Below are 21,356 nucleotides of genomic sequence, written 5' to 3' on the forward strand. Positions count from 1 at the left end.
GCCATCGAAATATGCGGCCTCGTGGGCGCTGGATGTCAATTGCGGAAATGCGCTGAGAAATCCGTGCCGTAGCCTTCGTCCTTGATTCGGCCTGCGAGCAGCAGTTCCGCCCCCAGCCTACCAATTTCGTCGGAACTCTTTGCAGCCATGCCACATCCGCCAGTCAGAATCGCAACACGCGGCGAAGAGGTATAACCGATCATGGGATAGCTCGTTGGCGAATAGGAGACGGCACAGGAATTGGTGAAGGCCGGTGGCCGCCTCACGCCGGGAACGAGCCCATGGAATATCCGCACCAGATGCTCGCGTGCCTTATCGCGGCCGGCTGTACGGAACCAGGCACGCAATTCCGCCTCGGTCTCGAATTGAAGATCATCGGGATCGCCGCCGATCTTGATGTAATATTTGCCGTCCGGATAGCGGATCGGCGGCAGCATATAGATGCTCTCCACATCATCAGCTGCCTTCGATATCAGCGACGGCATGCCGGAAAAGGCTTCGGATTCCGTCTCGCTCACCTCGAAGAAAGTAACCGTGCGGCCATAAACCTTCATCTCAACGGGCCGCGGCAAGAGATTCTCCGCAATGGAGAAACCTCCGGCGGCCAGGAGGACTTTTTCCGCGCTGAAAGTCTCGCCCTCCGCTGTCGTGACGACCGCCAGACCACCCTCGTCGCGGATCGATAATGCCGTCTGCTTGATGATGCGGGCGCCGGCTTTTTCCGCCAGCAGGGACTGTGCCTTCACCAGCCGGCGCGGACTGATATGGCCTGCCCCACGCGGTTCAAAGACACCTTCGCTTCCCGATGCGAACGAGAAGAAAGGGAACTTCTTCTCGAGTTCCGCGTCGCCGAGGACTTCCGTTTGAACGCCGAGCCGCCTGGCCGCTTCTACGACATCACCGACATAAGCTATTTCACCACCCCGCTCCGGCCCTACAACAAGGCAGCCGACCGACGCATAGAACTGGATGCCGCTATCCCGTTCGATTTCCGCATAGCGGCTGATCGAACGGTTCGCCAGGCGGGCCCAATCGGCATCGGGATCGATCGTCCGGGTGATGCGGCCCTCGTCGTAATGGCTGCCGAAGACGCCCTGATGACTGGCGCGATGTTCGGGTTCATCCGGCCCGATGACGGCAATGCCGTCGGTCTGCCTGGCCAGGTGGCGGGCAGCAGCTGCCCCCATCATACCCCTGCCGACGACGATGAACCTGAAATCCGCTGCCATGCTATGATCCTCGTGAACAACAGTGGTTCGATAGCATGGAAGACGATTCCGCCCTACTCCGCAATTCCTGGCTCGGATAACGTCAGTCCAGAAGCGCCAGCACCTTGCCGCAATAACGTTTCGAGATCGGGTTCATGCGCGTGGCGCCGTGACCCGCATTGTATTTGAGGATGGTATTGCAGGTCTGACCGCCGCCGAGATCCTGCGCCATGGCCAGGTACTTCATGCCGAACTTGATGTTCGTCTCGGGATCGTAGAGCCCCTTGGTTCCTCCGGAATATCCCATCAGCCGCGCCGTTGCCGGCTTGATCTGCATCAGGCCGATCTCGCCTGCACTACCCCGGGTTTTCGGATTGAAATTGCTTTCGATCTTGATGACGGCGGTCGCCAGTTCGACTGCAACGCCGTTCTGCTTGGCATATTTGGCAATTAGGCCGGTATAACGATTTTGTCGTGCGAAGGAGGTTTCTGCATCACGCAATTCGGCGGGAACGTTTGGCATCGGAAAGCCGGTGGTGCGGCTGACGATCTTGAGTGGAAGCGTTTTCTGCCTTGCGTCACGCTGGCCCGCAAAGGCGCAATCATATCCCGCCAGCAGCACGCCCACGCATGCTGCAGCCGCAACAATCAAATTTTTCATGTAGTCTTTTGTCTCCAGGGGCGGGACCGCGGACAGCACAAGCCATCACGTCCGGCTGGAGGCAAAAAGAGCCGCCGGAATGCACAGTCCCCATTAGTCGTCTACGGCCGCGCGACACACAAACCCAGACGGCGCGACCGCCGTTCAGCGAGCGTCGTTAGACCAATGCAATGCGGAGATAATAGGGAAAAGATGTGGCGTAGCAGGGAGTTACGCATTTTCACATCAATAGCCGGCTATAAACATAGCCGGTGCCGGCAAAAGGCTACGAATAGCGAGGCAGCGCGGACAGGAGGCGATGAAGCGTATCGATCGTGGAAAAATCGGCAATGCCATCCACACGCTCCTGGCGGAAATGACGCTGAAAGGCTTCCACGTCCCCCTTCAGCTTCTCTGAGAATTCCCCTGTTATTTCAGTACTGTAGCCATAAAGTGAGAGCATGGACTGCAGCGCTTCGATCGGTTGACCGACATCGCCCTTCTGGAAGAACCTTCCGCCGGTGATCGGCGTCGGTTCCACCCAATGTCCCACCCCTGCCTTAGCCAGCTCCGCCCAAGGGAATTTCTCGCCCGGATCCACCTTTCGCACGGGTGCCACGTCGGAGTGTCCGAGCACGCGTTCCGGCGCGATTGCCCAGCGTTGGCCGCAATCGCGACACAGTTCGACGACTGCTTCGATCTGCGCGTCGGGAAAATCCGGCAGTCCGCCCGGATGGCCGGCATTCGCGATCTCGATGCCGATCGACCGCGAATTGATATCGATATCGCCATGCCAGGAGCTCTTGCCCGCATGCCAGGCGCGGCGCTCTTCCGGAACGAGCTGAACGATGCGGCCGTCCTCGAAAACGAAATAGTGGCTCGACACCTGGCTCTCCGGGCGACAGAGCCAATCGAGCGCGCCCTCGGCCGTGCCCATGCCGGTATAATGCAGAAGAATGATGTCGGGCCGCCGTCCATCCCGCCTCTCCCCATGGTTCGGCGAAGGCTGCACATGGGCGCGAGCGAAATCGGCCTTAAATGCACTCATGCGGCGCGGCGTTCTTTCTCGATCTCGGCATAAGCCGCATTCAGGGCTGCCATGCGCTCGTTGGCAATGGCATGAAACTCTTCGGGAACCCCTCGCGACACGAGGCGATCCGGATGGTTCTCATAGACGAGGCCATGGTAGCGGCGACGGATTGTCGGAAAATCGTCCTGCCGCGATACGCCGAGCACCTTATAGGGATCGCGGCCGCCAGCACTCACATGGCGGGCCATGATCTGTTCGAACCGCTGCTCGCTCATGTGGAAGATTTCGGCGACATGCTGAAGGAAGGCCATTTCCTTCTCATGGATCAAGCCGTCGGCCTTGGCGATATGGAATAGCCCGTCCAGCACGTCTTCCAGCACCGGGCAATTCTTCGTGCAGGTCTCGCAAAGCGAGGCCAGTCGCTCCGCATAGGCCTCGTAACCGGCGACGTCCTGACGCGCCAGATTATAAAGACGTGCGACATTCTTGGCCTGGTCGGGAGGAAATTCGAATATCTCGCGAAACGCATTGATTTCGTTTTCCGTCACCACGCCGTCAGCCTTCGCCATCTTGGCCGAAAGCGCGATGATGGCGACGGAAAAGGCCACTTTGCGTCGGGTTTCCGGATCGCCTTCGAACACGGTGCGAATAGCCTCGACCACCGCGGACAGGGCATTGCCGGCAGTGCTACCGATAGCATTCAGCAATTTTTCCCAAAACGACATGGTGGTTCCAACGGCCTCTAAACAGTAGAACACCTTGATCAAATTATGGTTGCCATTGCAAGCAGTCCATTCGTCGCAAGGCGGAAAACTCTTTTCACAATTTGGTAATGATTGCGGACGTCGCACCTCATCCAATTGTGCACGATCTGCCCTCCAGCGGCAAAACAAACCGCGAATTTCTTAAATTCTTTACTTTACACCCATGCCTGCCTGTCGCATCCATTCCCACCGCAACCATTGAAATGAAGCAGCTTGACTGCAAGGAGGATCTCCATGGCCAAACAGAAAGTCGCAATGCTCACCGCCGGCGGATTGGCACCCTGCCTTTCTTCCGCGGTTGGCGGGCTGATCCAGCGCTACAGCGACGTGGCACCTGATCTCGACATCATCGCCTATCGTTCCGGCTATCAGGGTGTGCTGCTCGGAGACAGCATCGAAGTGACCGCGACCATGCGCGAACAGGCCTATCTGTTGCACCGCTATGGCGGCTCGCCGATCGGCAACAGCCGCGTCAAGCTCACCAACATTGCCGATTGCGTCAAGCGCGGTCTGGTCAAGGAAGGCGAAAACCCGCTGCGCGTCGCAGCCGAGCGACTGGCTTCCGACGGCATCACCATCCTTCACACGATCGGCGGCGACGACACCAATACCACAGCGGCGGACCTTGCCGCCTATCTCGGCGCCAACGGCTATGATCTGACCGTCGTCGGCCTGCCGAAGACTGTTGATAACGATGTGGTGCCGATCCGTCAGTCTCTTGGCGCCTGGACGGCAGCCGAGGTCGGCGCGCATTTCTTCGATAACGTCAGCAACGAACAGACTGCCGCGCCGCGCACATTGGTCATTCATGAAGTGATGGGCCGCCACTGCGGCTGGCTGACGGCCGCAACGGCGCGCGCCTATATCCAGAAGAGCAGCGCCAACGAATATGTCGACGGCTTCATGATGAATGCCGAATTGAAGCGCATCGACGGCCTTTATCTGCCGGAAATGCTGTTCGACATCGAAGCGGAAGGCGAACGTCTGCGCGCCATCATGGAGAAGACCGGCCAGGTGACGCTGTTCGTATCGGAAGGCGCAGGTCTCGAAGCCATCGTCGCCGAACGCGAGGCGGCCGGAGAAACCGTCAAGCGCGATGCTTTCGGCCACGTGAAGATCGATACGATCAATGTCGGCGGCTGGTTCCAGAAGCAGTTCGCAGCGATTATCGGCGCCGAACGCTCCATGGTGCAGAAGTCGGGCTATTTCGCACGCTCCGCCCCCGCAAATGGCGAGGATCTCCGCCTGATCCAGGGCATGGTCGATCTTGCGGTGGAAAGTGCGCTCAACAAGGTATCTGGCGTCACCGGCCATGACGAAGGACAGGGCGGCAAGCTGCGTGCCATCGAATTCCCCCGCATCAAGGGCGGCAAGGCATTCGACATCACCCAGCCATGGTTCGCCGACGTGATGGACCATATCGGGCAGAAATATACACAAGCCTGATTGATCGACGATCAATCGGACTGAATTCACAATCAGGCGGCCTGATCGATGATCAAGCGGCCTGATCTGCGATCAAGCGGATTGACGGATCGCAAATCCGGTGTCTTTGCTGGCGGCGGAAGAGGAATAGAGGAGGATTCTATGTCCATCGAAACCTGGCTCGCTTTCGCCGCCGCGTCCTGCATCATGCTGGCCATCCCGGGTCCGACCATTCTCCTTGTCATATCCTATGCGCTGGGCCACGGGCGTAAGACGGCCCTGGCCACCGTGACCGGTGTCACTTTGGGCGATTTTACGGCAATGACCGCTTCCCTGGCTGGCCTCGGAGCCCTTCTCGCCACTTCGGCGGCACTGTTCACGATTCTCAAGCTGATCGGCGCCGCCTATCTCGTTTTCCTCGGAATCAAGCTGTGGAGAGCGCCGATCGTTACGGGTCCGCTGGGCGACAATGACAATCTACCCGAGGAAAAACCATTAAAAATCATGCTGCACGCATATGTTGTAACGGCACTCAACCCGAAGAGCATTGTGTTCTTCATCGCCTTCGTGCCGCAATTTCTCGACCTGTCGAAGCCATTTCTTGCGCAAACGCTTATTTTGGAGGCGACCTTCCTCACGTTGGCGGCCCTGAACTCGCTCATTTACGTGTTCGTCGCCGACATGGCGCGCGGCTTCATCCGCAAGGCAAGCGTGCAACGCGCGGTCAACAGAACGGGTGGTACCCTGTTGATTGCCGCCGGTGCCGTGACCGCCGGATACCGCCGGATGGCCGCCTGAGGCTGTGCAGGGTTGCGGGCCGATCACGGATAGGTTAATGGGGATTCATAATTTTATCGATCCTGTGACCGAATTTGGCGGTCCTGTGGCCGAATTACATCGAAATTAGGTTTGGCTTTTCGAAAGTGACAGAATGGTAGCGATCGGATTTCCCAGCCTGAAGCGCAGCGTTGCCTTTTCGGCAATGATGTACGGCGCTCTTGCCGGGTGCGCAAGCACTCAGCAGCAGACGTCTCAGGCAGAACTCCCGTCGGCACACACCAACGTGCCGCATCCGAATACGACCCTGACCGCAACCGGCGCTGCCTCGTCTACGGGCGGCCCGGCAATGGCCGCAGTAGCGCCGACATTCATCGGCCCGCGGCAGCCGCAGCAACAGGTGGCCCTGGCAAAATCCGGCCGCGTTGCCCCAGGCTCGGTCAACGCCGCCCCCGGCGCCGTGAACCAGCAGCAGATTGATGCGGCGCAAGCGCGTTTCGGTACCCCGGCGGCAAATGCGCCTAACCAGGGAACGATCGCAATTGCCGCGGCAACCGGTGCACCCGCCGCCAATACCACGACAGCCGCGGCCTATGCCGCATCCGACGTGCCGCTCGTGCCTTCCGTGGTCGCAATCCCCATGCCCAATCCGGCACGCCCCGGCGATGCCGCCCTGACGCCGGTCTCGGCCTCCGTCGCGCAAGGTGAACCGACCATTCCGATGACGTCGGATATTGCCGCCATTCAGGTTGCCGTGCCGACGCCGCGTCCGGGATCCGAAGCGCAGGCCGAAGTCGCTTTCGCGACGCCGGCACAGATCGGCCAGCCGCGCTATGTGGACAACCGCATGCATTATGACTTCAATTTCGACAGCAGCGGCCCGACCGTCGTTCCCGCAGTGGTGACGACGACGACCTCCAACTATGATTCAGATGTGCCGGCCGAGGAAAAGAGCTACGTCTCAAAGCTCATCCAGAAATATGCCAAGCTCTATGAAATCCCGGAATCGCTGATCCATCGCGTTGTTCACCGCGAGAGCCGCTATAATCCGAAGGCCTATAACCGGGCCGGATATTTCGGTCTGATGCAGATCAAGTACAATACGGCCAAGTCCATGGGTTACCAAGGCCCGGCGTCCGGCCTGCTCGATGCCGAAACCAACATCAAATACGCCGCAAAATATCTGCGCGGCGCCTGGATGACGGCAGACAGCAAGGCTGCAAACAAGGAAAGCAATGCCGTCCAGCTTTATGCACGTGGCTACTATTACGATGCCAAGCGCAAGGGCCTGACAGATGTCGCCAACGGCAATTACTGATTTCATCAAGGCATTTTGAAAGCCGGCTTGGAACGGTTCAGCGTCTCATCGAAGCGCCGAACCGTCCGATCTCTTCGTCTTTGCCCAATTCCCGGCAAAACCGCGGCCAACGCTCCTGGACCCGCCCTAGTTCGAGGCCGGCTTTATCACATCCATGATCCGTTTCAGCAGGATCTGCGGCCGGTAGTCCGCCCAGGCCGGCGTCAATCCCATCCGCACGACAACGAGATTGGCGGACGGAACGATGGCTACCGTCTGGCCGTCGTGGCCGCTCATCCAGAACGTATCTGCGGGCAGACCGTATTGCGCATTCGAGCCGCCCGGACCTGCAAGCCAGGCCTGAACCTGAGAATAGACGCCTTCCGACGCCTTTGTCGGCGTGCGCATGGCGCCGACGAAACCCTCAGGAAGCAACCGATGCCCGTTCCAGACGCCGTCCTGAAGCAGGAACTGACCGAAACGCGCCCAGTCGCGAGCATTGGCGTAAAGATAGGAACTGCCAACAAAGGTCCCGCGCTCATCGGCCTCCAAAACGGCGCTGTACATGCCGAGCGGTCCGAAAAGCGCTTCTCGCGGATAGGAGATGGCGGTACTCAGATTGGGCAACCGATTCATCCAAAGGCGCGAAAGCAGGGTTGACGTACCGCTCGAATAGCTGAAGCGCTCGCCTGGCGCTGCGACCTGACGCGCACCGGCCGCAACGCTGGTCGTATCCGGATCGAGATAGAGCATGCGTGTCACATCGGACACGCTGCCATAGGACTCGTTGAAGACAAGACCGCTTTCCATGGCAAGGAGATCGCTGAGCTTGATGTTCCTGCGCTCGTCCGCGCTCCATTGCGGCAAAAGGTTTTGATCGTCGAAAGACATACGCCCCGCCAGCATCAGGCGACCGATGATGGCGGCATTGACGGTTTTCGTCATCGACCAGCCGATGAGAGGTGTCGCCTTGCTGAAGCCGTCGCCATAGGTCTCGGCGACGATATGCCCGTCCTTGACGACCACGATCGCCCGCATGGCCGGGCCGGCGAGATCCGGATTCGTGACGATATTGGCAAGCTTCGCCCCCTGCTCGTCCTGACCGACGTTGACCACATCCCCATCCGGCCATAACGCATCACTCTTCGGAGCCTTGATCTTGTTCAGGAAGACGGCACTGCGCGCTCCCTGCAAATCGCCGTCGGGAACCGTCGTACAGCCGAGCGCACCGCGATAAAGCGCATAATTGGGCGCAAACAAACCAAGGAAACGGGCGGTCACGACACCTTCGTCGCGATCGACGGAAACGCGGATGAGTTTCAGCGCAGGATTGCCGGGGGCCTGCACGTCTTCTTCCAGCACCTTGTCCGGATCGCGTTTTGCCACGAACGTGTTCGAGCAGACCATCTTTGCGGCATAGCCATCGCCAACCTTGAGCAATTCCGGCGGATAAAGGGAAAGCCAGACGGCTCCGCCGGCGACAATGATCAGCAGCAAAACAATAAGAGCCCCGATCACTCTCGATATCAAACGCATGTCACACGCCCTCCAAAAGGTACGTGGAGACAATCAGGAAACGCAGCAATATGAAAGGCCTATGATGATTGCGGCACCTTAAATATGTGCAAGGGTGCTTTTCCGCCTGATCTGCCAACAGCCCGCGTCATCAGACTGTAGCATTGCCGGGTTACACGCCCTGAACCTCACAAATTGGTGACAAGACTCAGATGACGGAATTCGCCCCGGATGCCGGTCTCCAAAAGAACCGGAAACTCAAGGACGCTCTCCTGCAGCATAAGGCGCTGTCCAAGGCCGGCCTCTCCGAGCGCCTCTTCGGAATGCTGTTCTCGGGCCTCGTCTATCCGCAAATCTGGGAGGATCCGGATGTCGACATGGAAGCGATGGAGCTTCAGCCGCATCACCGCATCGTCACCATCGGTTCCGGCGGCTGCAACATGCTCGCCTATCTCTCGCAGAACCCTGCCTCGATCGATGTCGTTGACCTGAACCGTCATCACATCGCACTCAACAAGCTGAAGCTCGCAGCCTTCCGCTTATTACCCGGCCATGCAGACCTGGTGCGCTTCTTCGGCACCCCGGGCGTTACCGCCAACAGCCAGGCCTACGACCAGTTCATCGCATCGCGCCTCGACGCGGCGACCTCCAGCTATTGGGACGGTCGCGACCTCTATGGCCGCCGCCGGATCACAGTCTTCAATCGCAATATCTACAAGACCGGCCTTCTCGGCCGCTTCATCGGCGCGGCCCATGTGCTGGCGCGCCTGAATGGCGTTCGTCTCGACAAGATGACGCAAGCCCGCACCATGCGCGAACAGCGCCAGTTCTTCGACGAAGAAATCGCTCCGATCTTTGATAAGCGGGCCGTTCGCTGGCTGCTTGGCCGCAAAAGCTCGCTCTTCGGTCTCGGCATTCCGCCGCAGCAATATGACGAACTCGCAAGCCTTGCAGGCGACGATTCCATTTCTGCCGTGCTGAAGCACCGTCTTGAAAAGCTCGCCTGTCATTTCCCGATGCGCGACAACTATTTTGCCTGGCAGGCGTTCGCGCGTCGCTACGCCGCCCAGCATCAGGGTCCACTGCCGACCTATCTCAAGCCGGAGCACTATGCCGCAATCCGCGCCAATGCCGACCGCGTCGACGTGCATCACGCCAATTTCACCGAGCTTCTGGCCTCGAAGCCGGCCGCCTCGCGCGATCGCTATGTCCTGCTTGATGCGCAGGACTGGATGACGGACGAGCAGCTCAACAGTCTCTGGGCCGAGATTACCCGTACGGCGCGCGAAGGCGCCCGCGTCATCTTCCGCACGGCCGCCGAAAAGAGCATCATCGAGGGTCGTCTTTCTCCAGCGATCCGCGACCAATGGGTCTATTTCGAGGAGCGTTCGCAGGAGCTCAATGCACGCGATCGCTCGGCCATCTACGGCGGCTTCCACATTTATGGAAAAAAAGCGTGAGCCAGGCGGATACGGGCATAGAAACCAGCGATAACAACCATGCCAAGCTGATGGACGGCATGTACCGCTATCAGCGCCACATCTATGACCTGACCCGCAAATACTACCTGTTCGGGCGTGACCGCACGATCGAGCACCTGAATGTGCCTGCCGGCGGCTCCTTCCTAGAAGTGGGCTGCGGCACCGGCCGCAACATGTTGCTCGCCTATCGCCGCTTCCCCTCCGCTCGCTTCTATGGCCTCGACATCTCCCAGGAAATGCTGATTTCGGCGCGAAATAATTTCCGTGGTCTGCAGCAGATGCCGGATTTCCGCGTTGCCGACGCGACTGCCTTTTCGCCCGCCGATTTCGGCGTGGGCGGGTTCGACCGCGTGATGATTTCCTACGCGCTGTCGATGATCCCGGACTGGAAAAGCGCAATCGATGCTTCGCTCGATGCCGTTGCTCCGGGCGGCGAACTGCATATCGTCGATTTCGGCCAGCAGGAAGGCCTGCCGCGCTGGTTCAGGGCACTTCTGAAGGGTTGGTTGAAGAGGTTCCACGTCGATCCGCGCGCCGACCTTCTGACCGTGCTTCAAGACAAGGCCCAGGTACGCGGCATGTCCGTGAAGACCGAAAGGATCGGTCGCGGCTATGCCTGGCGCGCTGTTGCTAGCAGGCCCGGCATCTGAGCGGTGGCGGATTCCAGCGCAAAATCCGTCAAAGAATACGCCAAGCATAAGAATTTGCTTGAAGATAACGCATTTTTTACGTTGATATGGTGAATAAAGTGGCAAGACCAGCCGGCAACGGCATGGTCTGCCGCTCTTTCGGATTCTCGGGGACCATATTACGGAAGCCAAGCCTTGGGGCAGCAAGATCACTCGCGCCATAACGGGTTACGCATGCGCCGGCTTCTGGCATGTCTACTGCCGCTCGCCCTCTTCTTGAATGGCTGCACGACGGGCTATGACGCCCTTTCGACGGCTGCCCTTCCCAAGACCAGGTTCAGCGATACGAAACCGCAGGATTTCGGCCGCGACCATCCGCAGCGTCATCCCATCCACGGCATCGACGTTTCCAAATGGCAGGGCGATATCGATTGGAAGGCGGTGAAGGGGTCGGGGGTCGCCTTCGTCTTCATCAAGGCGACGGAGGGTAAGGACCGGATCGATCCGCGCTTTACGGAATATTGGCAGGAAGCCAACGCTGCCGGACTTCTGCATGCGCCCTATCATTTCTTCTATTTCTGCTCCACCGCCGACGAACAGGCCGATTGGTTCATCCGCAACGTGCCGAAGGATACAATGGCGCTTCCACCCGTCGTCGACGTTGAATGGAACCCGGGCTCCCCGACCTGCAAGACTAGGCCGGCTCCTGAAACGGTACGCAGCGAGATCAAGCGCTTTATGGATCGCCTGCAGGCCTATTACGGCAAGCGCCCGATCATCTATACATCAGTGGATTTCCATCGCGAAAATCTCGTCGGTTACTTCAAGGACTATCACTTCTGGGTCCGTTCGGTCGCCAAGCACCCGAAAGAGACCTACGCGGATCGCAGCTGGGCCTTCTGGCAATATACCTCGACAGGCGTCATACCCGGCATCAAAGGTCCGACGGATATCAATGTTTTCGGCGGCTCAGAGCAAAACTGGCAAAACTGGGTGGCGGCAGTAGAGAAGCAGGGAAATTCTTAAGACTGAGCCCATTTCACTCTTGCTTATGTCACAATCTTCTGTGAAAGCGACCCTATTCTATCACCTGGGAAGGATCGCTCATGGATCGTCACACCATTCGACGCAGCGCTCTTGCGTTGCTCTTCGCTTCAGCCATGACCGGTACGGCGATGGCTCAAAGTGCGGCTCCAGCAGCCGTGCCGCCCGCTAGCAGCGACGCCACTCCAAAAGTAGCCTGTGGTGGCGATCTCACCGCATTCCTGGCCGGGGTGAAGGCGGAGGCGATCGCTGACGGCGCGGATGCAGCCGCCGCAGACAAGACGCTCGCTGGCGCGCAGATCGACCAGAAGGTTCTCGCCATGGACCGCAGCCAGGGCGTCTTCCGCCAGACCTTCCTCGAGTTTTCCCAGCGCACCGTCAGCCAGGGCCGCCTCGACATCGGCCGCCAGAAGATGAAGCAGTATGCCGATGTCTTCGCCAAGGCCGAAAAGGACTATGGCGTTCCTCCCGGCGTCATCACCGCCTTCTGGGCCATGGAAACGGACTTCGGCGCCGTTCAGGGCAATTTCAACACACGCAACGCGCTGGTCACCCTTTCGCACGACTGCCGCCGGCCGGACTTCTTCCGTCCGCGCCTGATTGCGCTGATCGAGCTGGTGCAGCGTGGCGATGTTGATCCGGAAACGACCACGGGTGCATGGGCCGGTGAAATCGGCCAGACGCAGATGCTGCCCCCCGATATCATCGCTTATGGCACGGATGGCGATGGCGATGGCCATGTCAACCTCAAGACCAGCGCACCTGACGTCATTCTGACGACAGCACGATTCCTCCAGCATCTCGGCTTCCAGCGCGGTCAGCCCTGGCTGCAGGAAGTAACAGTCCCGGACAATCTCCCCTGGGAAAAATCCGGCATCGGCGGCACGCTGACGGCTGGCGATTGGTTCAAGCTCGGCGTCACCCCGCGCGACGGCAACACGAGCTTCGGCTCCCTTCCCGCTGCTCTCATCCTGCCGCAGGGTCGCAAAGGGCCTGCCTTCCTGACCTATCCGAACTACAATACTTATCTCGGCTGGAACCAGTCGTTCATCTACACGACCTCGGCCGCCTACTTCGCCACCCGCTTTGCCGGTGCCCCGCCCTATAGCAAAGGCACGCCTGAGGCAGGCCTGAACGATGTCGACATGAAGGCGCTTCAGACCAAGCTCGTGGCCCGCGGCTACGATGTCGGCAAGATCGACGGCATTCTCGGCTCCGGTACGCGCGTCGCCATCCAGAAGGAACAATTCCGTCTCGGCATGCCGGCGGATGGCTGGGCAACCACGGCGCTGCTCAACGCGCTTTGACCTCTTTTGCATCCCTATCGAAAAGGCGGCTCCGAGCCGCCTTTTTGCTATGCGGAATTCCGCCAGCTCCTCGAAAGCCGACTACCGCGGATTCGAGCAGAAAACGGGTGGAACCCCAGCCCTCTCCCGGGTTACATGGGCTGAAACGGGGGAGACGACAATGAGTAACGAAAACCGGATGAGCGCCTTGACCTGGGGGCTGCTGCTGTTGCTCGGGCTGATCTGGGGCGGCTCGTTTTTCTTTGCCCGTATTGCGGTCCATCATGTTCCGCCCTTTACGCTCGTTCTTCTGCGCCTGTCTCTGGCGGCGCTGGCGCTGCATCTCTACCTTGCCGGCCGCTTTGGCATCTACCAGGTATTACGGACCCAGTGGCTGCAATTCCTCCTGCTGGGGCTCATCAACAATGCCGTGCCGCATACCCTGATCTTCTTCGGTCAAACGCAGATGGGCGCCGGTCTTGCCTCCATCCTCAACGCAACCACACCAATCTGGACCGTCCTGATCGGCAACCAGCTGACCACCGACGAACGCCTCACGTCAGCGAAGCTCATCGGCTGTTTCACCGGACTGATCGGGACGGCAGTGCTGCTCGGACCAAGCGTCACCACCGGCGGCTCGGTTCCCTTCTGGGCATTGTCCCTGCCAATCCTCGCGGCGATTTCCTATGGCTTTGCCGCCATCTACGCCAAACGCTTCAAGGGCATCGCCCCACCCGTCGTTGCGGCCGGTCAATTGACCGCTTCCTCGCTGATCATGCTGCCGGTCGCCGTGACCGTTGACCAACCCTGGTCTCTTGCGGCACCGCCGGCGACGGCGATCGCGGCTATTCTAGGCTTGGCACTGCTGTCGACGGCTTTCGCCTATATTCTCTACTTTCGCATCATGGCGCTTGCCGGCGCCACGAATGCTTCACTGGTGACACTGCTGGTGCCGCCAAGCGCACTTCTGCTTGGCTTCCTGTTCCTGGATGAGCGGCTTGGCTTCGCCGAGATCGCCGGCATGGTGCTGATCGGCGCGGGTCTGCTCGTCCTCGACGGCCGGCTCTATGCATGGATGAAACACGGCACACGAACGCGCACAACATGATTGGCCGCTCCATCGAGTGGTCTTCGGTCACAGCATGTTAATACTTATTCACAACCCGTCACTTAGCAGGCGGCTGGAATTTTCATAGTAAAATCAAAATACTGTCGCGATTATCTGAATCGAAGCACCAACCTCATGCCGCGTCGCAGCATCGAATTTGCTTTCCAAACGACATATTTTCGACATAAAATTTAACGGCTGACTGAGGAGGAAGACATGGGATTGACGCGATCCATCAACGTCCTAGTGGTCGGTGCGGCCTTCGCTTTTGTCGTAACGATGCTTTTCATCTGACGGCTTTGACGAAATTCGCAGACGATCAAACTCCGAAAAGCTAACAAAACCCCTGCCTTATTAGAAAAGCGCATGCCCGGGCCGGACATGCGCTTTTTCATACCGGGCGAAATGCTCAGGCGGCGGCGCCGGCGCGCGCATCCACCTTGCGCTGAAGCCCCAGCCGCTCAAGGACGGCTGAGACGAGCGCCGAGCGGTTCATCGTGTAAAGATGAAACTCATGAATGCCGCGGCGTATGAGATCCTGGATCTGCTCGGCCGCAACATCCGCAGCAACCTTGGCGCGTTCCTCGACATTCTCATCCAAACCATCGAAACGATCGTCAAGCCAGGACGGGATACTGGCGCCGCACGCACCGGCAAAGCGCTTGAGCTGCGTGAGGTTCTGGATCGGCATGATGCCGGGCACAACGGGGATCCGGATGCCGGCCGCACGAACGCGATCATGATAGCGCTCGAATGCGTCATTATCGAAGAAGAACTGCGTCAGCGCCCGGTCGGCGCCGTTCTCGGCCTTGCGCTTCAGCATGTCGATATCTGCAGCCGTATCGCGGCTTTCTGGATGCTTTTCCGGATAGGCGGATACGGAGATATCGAAATCGCCGCGCTCCCGCAACGCGCCCACCAATTCGGCAGCATTGGCATAACCGCCCGGATGCGGCTGGTAGGCCGAGCCGACACCGCCGGGCGGATCGCCGCGCAACGCGACGAAACGGCGAACGCCGGCAGCCAGGAACTCATCGATCACCCGATGCGTATCTTCGCGTGTTGCGCCGACACAGGTGAGATGCGATGCCGTCGTGAACGGTGTTTCATGGATCATCTTGCGCACGGCGGAAAGCGTCGGCGCCTTGGTCGAGCCACCTGCCCCGTAGGTCACCGAAACGAACTCCGGCTCCCAATCGCTAAGATCTGCCACGGTGGCCCACAGCTGTTGCTCCGCTTCCTCCGACTTCGGCGGAAAGAACTCGAAGGAGATGCGGATACCGTCACTAAGACTTTCGGATCTCGAGGACATGTCAAACTCTCCCGGCAAGAATGGGGGACGACTGGTGGCCTTGGTCGGTTGCCATGAGCAGCCGCGGATCGCGCGCCAGCCAGATGCTGACTGTCAGCGCCGGGCCGCCTTCCCTCTCCGAATGGAGGTGCTGCACGCGCTCGACATCGAGCCCCGCCAGCTTCAGCCAATCCGATATTGTCTGGTCCGAGAAGCCGAGACGCAAATGCGCATGCTCGTCGCGCAGATATTCAAGCGCGTGCGGCGCAAGATCGATGATGACGAGCCGGCCGCCGGGCCGCAACATTCGCGCCGCCTCGGCAACGGCAATCTCCGGCTGATCGAGGAAATGCAGCACCTGATGGATGGTGATCAGATCGAAATCCTGCTGCTCGAGCGGCAGGTTGAAAATATCGCCATGGCGCACCGACGCAGCGGTGATGTTGGCACGATCGAGATTGGCACGGGCGACCGCGAGCATGTCACGGCTGGCATCGATGCCGACGGCGCGACGATAGTGGCCAGCCAGGAGCTGCAGCATCCGGCCCGTACCCGTCCCGAGATCGAGGAAGGAATCGATCGGCTGCGGGCCGATCAGCTCGATCAGCGCCTTGTCGACATCCTCGTCGGCGACATGCAGGCGACGCAGTTCGTCCCACTCGGCGGCATTGCGACTGAAATAGGCCTGCGCCCGTTCGGCACGGATGCGCTTGACCGAAGCAAGGCGCTCGCCGTCACGCAGAAGAACGGTGTCCTTCTCGGCGGTGTGGCGCAGAAGCGTACGCGCCAAGGTCACCGCCTTGCCCTCCTGCTTCAAGCGGAAATAAGCCCAAGCGCCTTCCTGATAGCGGTCGATCAGGCCGGCTTCGCCAAGCAGCTTCAGATGCCGCGAGATGCGGGGCTGCGACTGGCCGAGAATTTCGGTAAGATCGGTGACGGTCAGATCGCTTGCTGCGAGTAATGCCATGAGGCGTAGCCGCGTCGGTTCGCCGACCGCCTTCAGCACGTCCACAACTTCATCCAAGCCGAGCTTCACCACATCCGTCATTCGACACCCAATCAAGATATAAAGATATCTTTATGTGATTTGAATGAACTCCGCAAGCACTAATCGCCATAGAGACCGGTGGGGCGTCGGAAATCTGTTATTTTTTGTCGGCTGGGGAATGTATGCTTCCTGCACTACCGCAAAGAAAAACCCCGGCCTGTGAACTGCCGGGGTTCTCCTTCTCCATAACGGAAAGACAGCAAACTTATCGTGTCAGTCGCTTATGCGCCTGGCTGCCCGGATTGAGAGCATCGGGGCCGAGGCGGCGGACCTTGTCCTGCTCGTAATCTTCGAAATTGCCTTCGAACCATTCGACATGGCCTTCGCCCTCAAAGGCCAGGATATGCGTGGCCAGGCGGTCGAGGAACATGCGATCGTGGCTGATGATGATGGCGCAGCCCGCGAAGTTTTCGAGCGCGCTTTCCAGCGCTCCCAGCGTTTCCGTATCGAGGTCGTTGGTCGGTTCGTCGAGCAGAAGCACGTTGCCGCCGGACTTCAGCATCTTGGCCAGGTGCACGCGGTTGCGCTGACCGCCGGAGAGATTGCCGACCTTCTGCTGCTGGTCGCCGCCCTTGAAGTTAAAGGCGCCGCAATAGGCGCGCGAGTTCATATCGAACTTGCCGAGCTTGATGACTTCAGCGCCGCCGGAGATTTCCTCCCATACCGTCTTGTTACCATCAAGCGCGTCGCGGCTCTGGTCGACATAGCTGAGATGCACCGTCTCGCCGATGCGGATCGAGCCGGAATCCGGCTTTTCCTGCCCGGTGATCATCTTGAACAGGGTCGTCTTGCCGGCGCCATTCGGGCCGATGATGCCGACGATACCGCCGGGCGGCAGCTTGATCGACAGATCCTTGATCAGCGTGCGGCCTTCGAAACCCTTGGTGATACCCTCCATCTCGATCACCACCTGACCGAGACGCTCGCTGACCGGAATGATGATCTGCGCATCGCCAGGACGCTGATTTTCGGCAGCATCGACCAGCTGCTCGTAAGCGTTGATACGCGCCTTGGACTTGGCCTGACGGGCTTTGGGGCTGGAGGCGATCCATTCCTGTTCGCGGCTGATCGCCTTCTGGCGGCCAGCTTCTTCACGGGCTTCCTGTAGCATGCGCTTGGCCTTGGCCTGCAGATAGGCGGAGTAGTTGCCTTCGTAGGGAATGCCGCGGCCGCGGTCGAGTTCGAGAATCCAGCCAGTAACATTGTCGAGGAAGTAGCGGTCGTGGGTGATCATCATCACGGCACCCGGATAGTCGCGCAGGTGCTTTTCCAGCCAGGCAATGGTCTCGGCATCGAGATGGTTGGTCGGTTCGTCGAGCAGCAGCAGATCTGGCTGCGACAGAAGCAGGCGGCAAAGCGCGATACGGCGGCGCTCACCGCCGGAAAGGCTGGTGACTTCGGCATCGCGCGGCGGGCAGCGCAATGCATCCATCGCCATTTCCACCTGGCTTTCCAGATCCCAGAGGTTCTGGCTGTCGATGATATCCTGAAGCTTGGCCCCCTCTTCCGCAGTCTCGTCGGAATAGTTCATCATCAATTCGTTGTAGCGATTGAGGATTTCGGTTTTTTTGGCAACGCCTTCCATGACGTTTTCGAAAACCGTCTTGTTGGGATCGAGCTGCGGCTCCTGTGGCAGATAGCCGATGGTCGCGCCTTCGGCCAGCCAGGCTTCACCGGTATATTCCTTGTCGAGGCCAGCCATGATGCGCAGCACCGTCGACTTACCTGCGCCGTTCGGACCGAGAATACCGATTTTGGCATCGGGATAGAACGAGAGATGGATATTCTCGAGGATCTTCTTGGCGCCATAGGACTTATTCAGACCGGCCATATGATAAATGAACTGACGTGCCATAGCTTGGGTTACTCCACAGGCGGATAACATTGCGAATTGTGCCGCTATGTAGGCGAAACCCCGCCCTCGGGCAACGGCGAAACCTCGTCCGAGGGCATTATCCGCGTCAGAAAAGCCGTATTTTCTCAGAAGCCGGCTGCATCCACCACACCGCGATCGCAGCCGAAGGCGGTGCTGCCGGCGCTTTGGATCAGTTTGGCGAGCCGCGGCTCGTTGCCCTCTTGAGGTTCGATCGCATCTTCCGAGAGGCCGATGGTCAGCTCCGAAATCATCCTGACATCGCCGACACGGCGGCAACTCATCTTGATGCGCGCGTTGGCACCCTCACCGAAACTCTGGTCGAAGGCGGCCTTGATGCTTTCGGCATCGAGCTCCTTGCCGATATTCTCCGCAAACAGATCGCGCACGGACGACGCATTGAGCTCCGCGATCAGACCGGTAGCGATGGAAAAATATTTGTCGGCGCTGAGCTTCGTGCAGGTACCATGCTTGATCCATTCATGCCGCTCGAGCCCGGATTGCGTGCCCGGCATCACCTTGTCCAGCTTCGCCTTGACCTCCTGCGACAGCTCCACCGCCGGCAGATCCTTCCAGTCGCGGCCGCGATCCGCCTGCTTCAAATCCTCCGAAACATCGCAATATTCCTGCCTCATCGGCCAGAGGCCATGCAGGGAGAAATTCTTGGCGTCGTAATTGCTCGACGATTGGTTTCGGCATTCGGCCTTCTTCTGGTTCGTCGCGCAAAACGCCGGCTCCCAGCTTGCCGCCAGGATAAAACGCGTCCGTCCGCGGCTATGCTCCTGCGCCATGGCGCTGGCGGCCGTTCCGACTGAAAGAAATACAACTGCAAATACCCGAAGCAACTGCCTCATTCCCGGTCTCCAATTAGAACATTATAGGAACAAATAAGCAGTTTGATCGCGCGGGCGCAATCCTGAATCGTAGTGCTCGGAAAGATTTATTTCTGTGTGCTTCGACACCTATCCATTGCAATCCGTCGGATGATAACCTTTCGTCCCAATAGGGAGGACCGAATGCATGTTCGCGGATACGCAGCGCCTGAATAGCCCGACGGGCGCGAGGATCGCCTATCATCATGTGCCAGCGGCGGCAGAAGCACGCGGCATCCTGCTGATATCACATGGTCTTGCCGAACACTCCCGCCGCTACGAGACCTTTGCCGAGGCGATGGCCAGTCAAGGCTTCCATGTCTACGCCCACGATCATCGCGGCCACGGCGAGACCGTTGCCCATGAAGCGCCCATCGGCCGCTTCGCGCGAAGAGGTGGAGCGGAGCATGTCATCGCCGATGTGCTCGCCATGCGCGAGCTTGCCGCAGGCGTTCATCCCGGACTGCCGATCATCCTGTTCGGCCACTCCATGGGTGGATTGATCAGCCTCAACACCGTCGTCACGCATCCGGACAAGTTCGATGCCGTCGCGGTGTGGAATTCCAACTTCAATGCGGGCCTTGCGGGCCGCGCCGCCCAGCTCATTCTCAAGACGGAGCGCATGTTCAAGGGATCGGACGTTCCAAGCGGCCCCTTGCCGAAGCTGACCTTCGGCACCTGGGGCCGGTCGATCGCAAATCGCCGCACCGACTTCGACTGGCTTTCGCGCATCCCCGAGCAGGTGGACAAATACATCGCCGATCCGCTTTGCGGCTTCGATGCTTCCGTCTCGCTCTGGCTCGACATATTCGAGCTTACCTTCCGGGCACCCCAAAAGATCTATCTCGACCGGCTTCGACGCGATATGCCCATTCATCTCGTCGGCGGCGGCGAGGATCCGGCCACCGATAATGCGAAAGCGATCTCCTGGCTGGCAAGCCATTTGAAAAGCGCCGGCTTCTCTCATATTACAACAGAGATCTACCCCGACATGCGGCACGAGACGCTCAACGAAATCGGTGCCGATGAAGCCATTTCCCGCTTTGCAGATTGGTGCAAAGAGGTGGCGGCAAGCACCTGATTCTCATAGGAATTCTGCAATGAACACCTCCAGCGGCTCCTCGAGCCGATTGCTGCAATCGGAGCTGACCTTCGGCTTGGTGATGATGTTTCTCTCCGTCGTCCTCTCGCCGATCATCGACATCTTCTCCAAGCTCGCCGCATCCACGATCCCACCGGCGGAAGTCACCGCCGCCCGCTTCATCCTTCAGTCGCTCTTTGCACTGCCGATGATGGCGATGCGCGGGCAATGGGGCGCGTGGACATGGCGGCGCAGCGGCGTCCACGCCATTCGTGCCGCGGTGCTGACGCTGTCCATGGTGTCCTTCGTCACTACGCTGCAGGTGATGGAGGTGGCCGATGCCATTGCCATCTTCTTCGTCGAGCCGATGATGCTGACCATTTTGAGCAGCATCTTCCTCAAGGAAACCATCGGCTGGCGGCGCTACACCGCCTGTGCCGTCGGCTTTTTCGGCGCGATGCTGATCATCCAGCCGAGCTTTCAGGAAGTCGGCTTCATCGCTCTGCTGCCCGTCGTCACCGCGCTCTGTATCGCAGTCTATGTCATGATCACGCGTGTCGTGTCCCATAGCGAGGATGCCTGGTCGATGCAGTTCCAGACCGGCCTGTGGGGCACCGGCTTCAGCCTGGTCCTGCTTGTCATCGGCAAGGTGACGGGATCCGCAATCCTCGATCCGGTCATGCCGGATCTCGCTGCCATGCTCTACCTGCTCGGGGTCGGGGCCACCGCGGCGGCTTCCGGCATCTTGACGGTGCATGCCTATCGCGCCGTGCCGGCCTCGACGCTCGCGCCGCTGCAATATTTCGAGATCGTCTCCGCCACGATCTTCGGCTGGCTCGTCTTCGACAATTTCCCGGATGCGATCAAATGGCTCGGCATCCTCATCATCATCGGCTCGGGGCTCTACATTCTCTGGCGCGAGCGGCGCTTTGCTTCCAAGCCGGTATCCGATACATCTGAAACTGCATTCACGCCGTAAGCGAGTGG

General features: G+C 59.4%; 19 protein-coding genes. 10 read left to right on the top strand and 9 right to left on the bottom strand.

All coding sequences use genetic code 11. The features are described from left to right. Window positions 1–35: 35 nt before the first annotated feature. From FHT84_RS05915 to FHT84_RS05930, 4 genes are all read right to left on the bottom strand, one after another. Complete coding sequence (locus tag FHT84_RS05915; protein WP_113249387.1) at window positions 36–1,229, bottom strand: FAD-dependent oxidoreductase; 1,194 nt, start codon at window positions 1,227–1,229, stop codon at window positions 36–38. Between the two features lie 82 nt (window positions 1,230–1,311). After that, window positions 1,312–1,869 carry a transglycosylase SLT domain-containing protein gene (locus FHT84_RS05920; protein ID WP_113249388.1) on the bottom strand — a complete coding sequence of 186 codons (558 nt, stop codon included), beginning with the start codon at window positions 1,867–1,869 and terminating at the stop codon, window positions 1,312–1,314. A 265-nt stretch (window positions 1,870–2,134) separates the two neighbouring features. Then, a complete protein-coding gene (locus FHT84_RS05925; RefSeq protein ID WP_113249389.1) occupies window positions 2,135–2,896 on the bottom strand; it encodes an N-acetylmuramoyl-L-alanine amidase in 762 nt (253 codons plus the stop codon). After that, a complete protein-coding gene (locus tag FHT84_RS05930; RefSeq protein WP_112342561.1) occupies window positions 2,893–3,603 on the bottom strand; it encodes a DnaJ family molecular chaperone in 711 nt (236 codons plus the stop codon). The genes FHT84_RS05925 and FHT84_RS05930 overlap by 4 nt, the downstream gene beginning before the upstream one ends. A 273-nt stretch (window positions 3,604–3,876) precedes the next feature. Between FHT84_RS05930 and FHT84_RS05935 the strand changes: the two genes are divergently transcribed. The 3 genes from FHT84_RS05935 (at window position 3,877) to FHT84_RS05945 (ending at window position 7,162) form a co-directional block, all read left to right on the top strand. Next, window positions 3,877–5,088 carry a pyrophosphate--fructose-6-phosphate 1-phosphotransferase gene (locus FHT84_RS05935; RefSeq protein ID WP_113249390.1) on the top strand — a complete coding sequence of 404 codons (1,212 nt, stop codon included), beginning with the start codon at window positions 3,877–3,879 and terminating at the stop codon, window positions 5,086–5,088. A gap of 141 nt (window positions 5,089–5,229) precedes the next feature. After that, window positions 5,230–5,865 carry a LysE family translocator gene (locus tag FHT84_RS05940; RefSeq protein WP_112342563.1) on the top strand — a complete coding sequence of 212 codons (636 nt, stop codon included), beginning with the start codon at window positions 5,230–5,232 and terminating at the stop codon, window positions 5,863–5,865. Window positions 5,866–5,998: 133 nt separating this feature from the next. Beyond that, entirely contained in the window at window positions 5,999–7,162 is a 1,164-nt protein-coding gene (locus tag FHT84_RS05945; protein ID WP_113249391.1) for a lytic transglycosylase domain-containing protein, read from the top strand. Between the two features lie 126 nt (window positions 7,163–7,288). Here FHT84_RS05945 and FHT84_RS05950 read toward each other — a convergent pair whose 3' ends face one another. Beyond that, window positions 7,289–8,677 carry a serine hydrolase gene (locus tag FHT84_RS05950; protein ID WP_113249392.1) on the bottom strand — a complete coding sequence of 463 codons (1,389 nt, stop codon included), beginning with the start codon at window positions 8,675–8,677 and terminating at the stop codon, window positions 7,289–7,291. A gap of 191 nt (window positions 8,678–8,868) precedes the next feature. Here FHT84_RS05950 and FHT84_RS05955 point away from each other — a divergent pair, with 191 nt between their 5' ends. The 5 genes from FHT84_RS05955 (at window position 8,869) to FHT84_RS05975 (ending at window position 14,204) form a co-directional block, all read left to right on the top strand. Next, complete coding sequence (locus FHT84_RS05955; RefSeq protein WP_112342566.1) at window positions 8,869–10,116, top strand: DUF3419 family protein; 1,248 nt, start codon at window positions 8,869–8,871, stop codon at window positions 10,114–10,116. 50 nt (window positions 10,117–10,166) lie between these two features. Beyond that, on the top strand, window positions 10,167–10,787 hold the full coding sequence (locus tag FHT84_RS05960; protein WP_169645098.1) for a class I SAM-dependent methyltransferase: 621 nt from the start codon (window positions 10,167–10,169) through the stop codon (window positions 10,785–10,787). A gap of 213 nt (window positions 10,788–11,000) precedes the next feature. Next, window positions 11,001–11,792, top strand: coding sequence for a GH25 family lysozyme (locus tag FHT84_RS05965; RefSeq protein ID WP_112342568.1), 792 nt, complete (start codon window positions 11,001–11,003; stop codon window positions 11,790–11,792). Window positions 11,793–11,872: 80 nt separating this feature from the next. Continuing rightward, the gene (locus tag FHT84_RS05970) at window positions 11,873–13,117 is read left to right on the top strand and encodes a lytic murein transglycosylase (protein ID WP_145644385.1); all 1,245 of its coding nucleotides are present in this window, start codon (window positions 11,873–11,875) and stop codon (window positions 13,115–13,117) included. Between the two features lie 160 nt (window positions 13,118–13,277). After that, window positions 13,278–14,204, top strand: a complete 927-nt coding sequence (locus FHT84_RS05975; protein WP_113249395.1) for a DMT family transporter — start codon at window positions 13,278–13,280, stop codon at window positions 14,202–14,204. Window positions 14,205–14,613: 409 nt separating this feature from the next. On the opposite strand, the gene metF is transcribed toward FHT84_RS05975, so the two are convergent. The 4 genes from metF to FHT84_RS05995 all read right to left on the bottom strand — a co-directional run bounded on the left by metF (window position 14,614) and on the right by FHT84_RS05995 (window position 19,270). Beyond that, window positions 14,614–15,516 carry a methylenetetrahydrofolate reductase [NAD(P)H] gene (gene metF / locus FHT84_RS05980; RefSeq protein WP_113249396.1) on the bottom strand — a complete coding sequence of 301 codons (903 nt, stop codon included), beginning with the start codon at window positions 15,514–15,516 and terminating at the stop codon, window positions 14,614–14,616. Between the two features lies 1 nt (window position 15,517). Beyond that, complete coding sequence (locus FHT84_RS05985; RefSeq protein WP_112342572.1) at window positions 15,518–16,543, bottom strand: metalloregulator ArsR/SmtB family transcription factor; 1,026 nt, start codon at window positions 16,541–16,543, stop codon at window positions 15,518–15,520. Window positions 16,544–16,748: 205 nt separating this feature from the next. Further along, window positions 16,749–18,398 (bottom strand): energy-dependent translational throttle protein EttA, encoded by a 1,650-nt coding sequence (gene ettA / locus FHT84_RS05990; protein ID WP_112342573.1) that lies wholly within the window; start codon window positions 18,396–18,398, stop codon window positions 16,749–16,751. A gap of 125 nt (window positions 18,399–18,523) precedes the next feature. After that, on the bottom strand, window positions 18,524–19,270 hold the full coding sequence (locus FHT84_RS05995; RefSeq protein ID WP_113249397.1) for a ribonuclease: 747 nt from the start codon (window positions 19,268–19,270) through the stop codon (window positions 18,524–18,526). A 166-nt stretch (window positions 19,271–19,436) separates the two neighbouring features. Here FHT84_RS05995 and FHT84_RS06000 point away from each other — a divergent pair, with 166 nt between their 5' ends. Together FHT84_RS06000 and FHT84_RS06005 are read left to right on the top strand one after the other, a co-directional pair. Next, window positions 19,437–20,369 carry an alpha/beta hydrolase gene (locus FHT84_RS06000; RefSeq protein ID WP_113249398.1) on the top strand — a complete coding sequence of 311 codons (933 nt, stop codon included), beginning with the start codon at window positions 19,437–19,439 and terminating at the stop codon, window positions 20,367–20,369. A gap of 19 nt (window positions 20,370–20,388) precedes the next feature. Beyond that, a complete protein-coding gene (locus FHT84_RS06005; protein ID WP_113249399.1) occupies window positions 20,389–21,348 on the top strand; it encodes a DMT family transporter in 960 nt (319 codons plus the stop codon). The last annotated feature ends 8 nt before the right edge of the window (window positions 21,349–21,356 follow it).

This window comes from Rhizobium sp. BK289 (genome assembly GCF_014193575.1).
GTDB lineage: Bacteria > Pseudomonadota > Alphaproteobacteria > Rhizobiales > Rhizobiaceae > Rhizobium > Rhizobium tropici_C.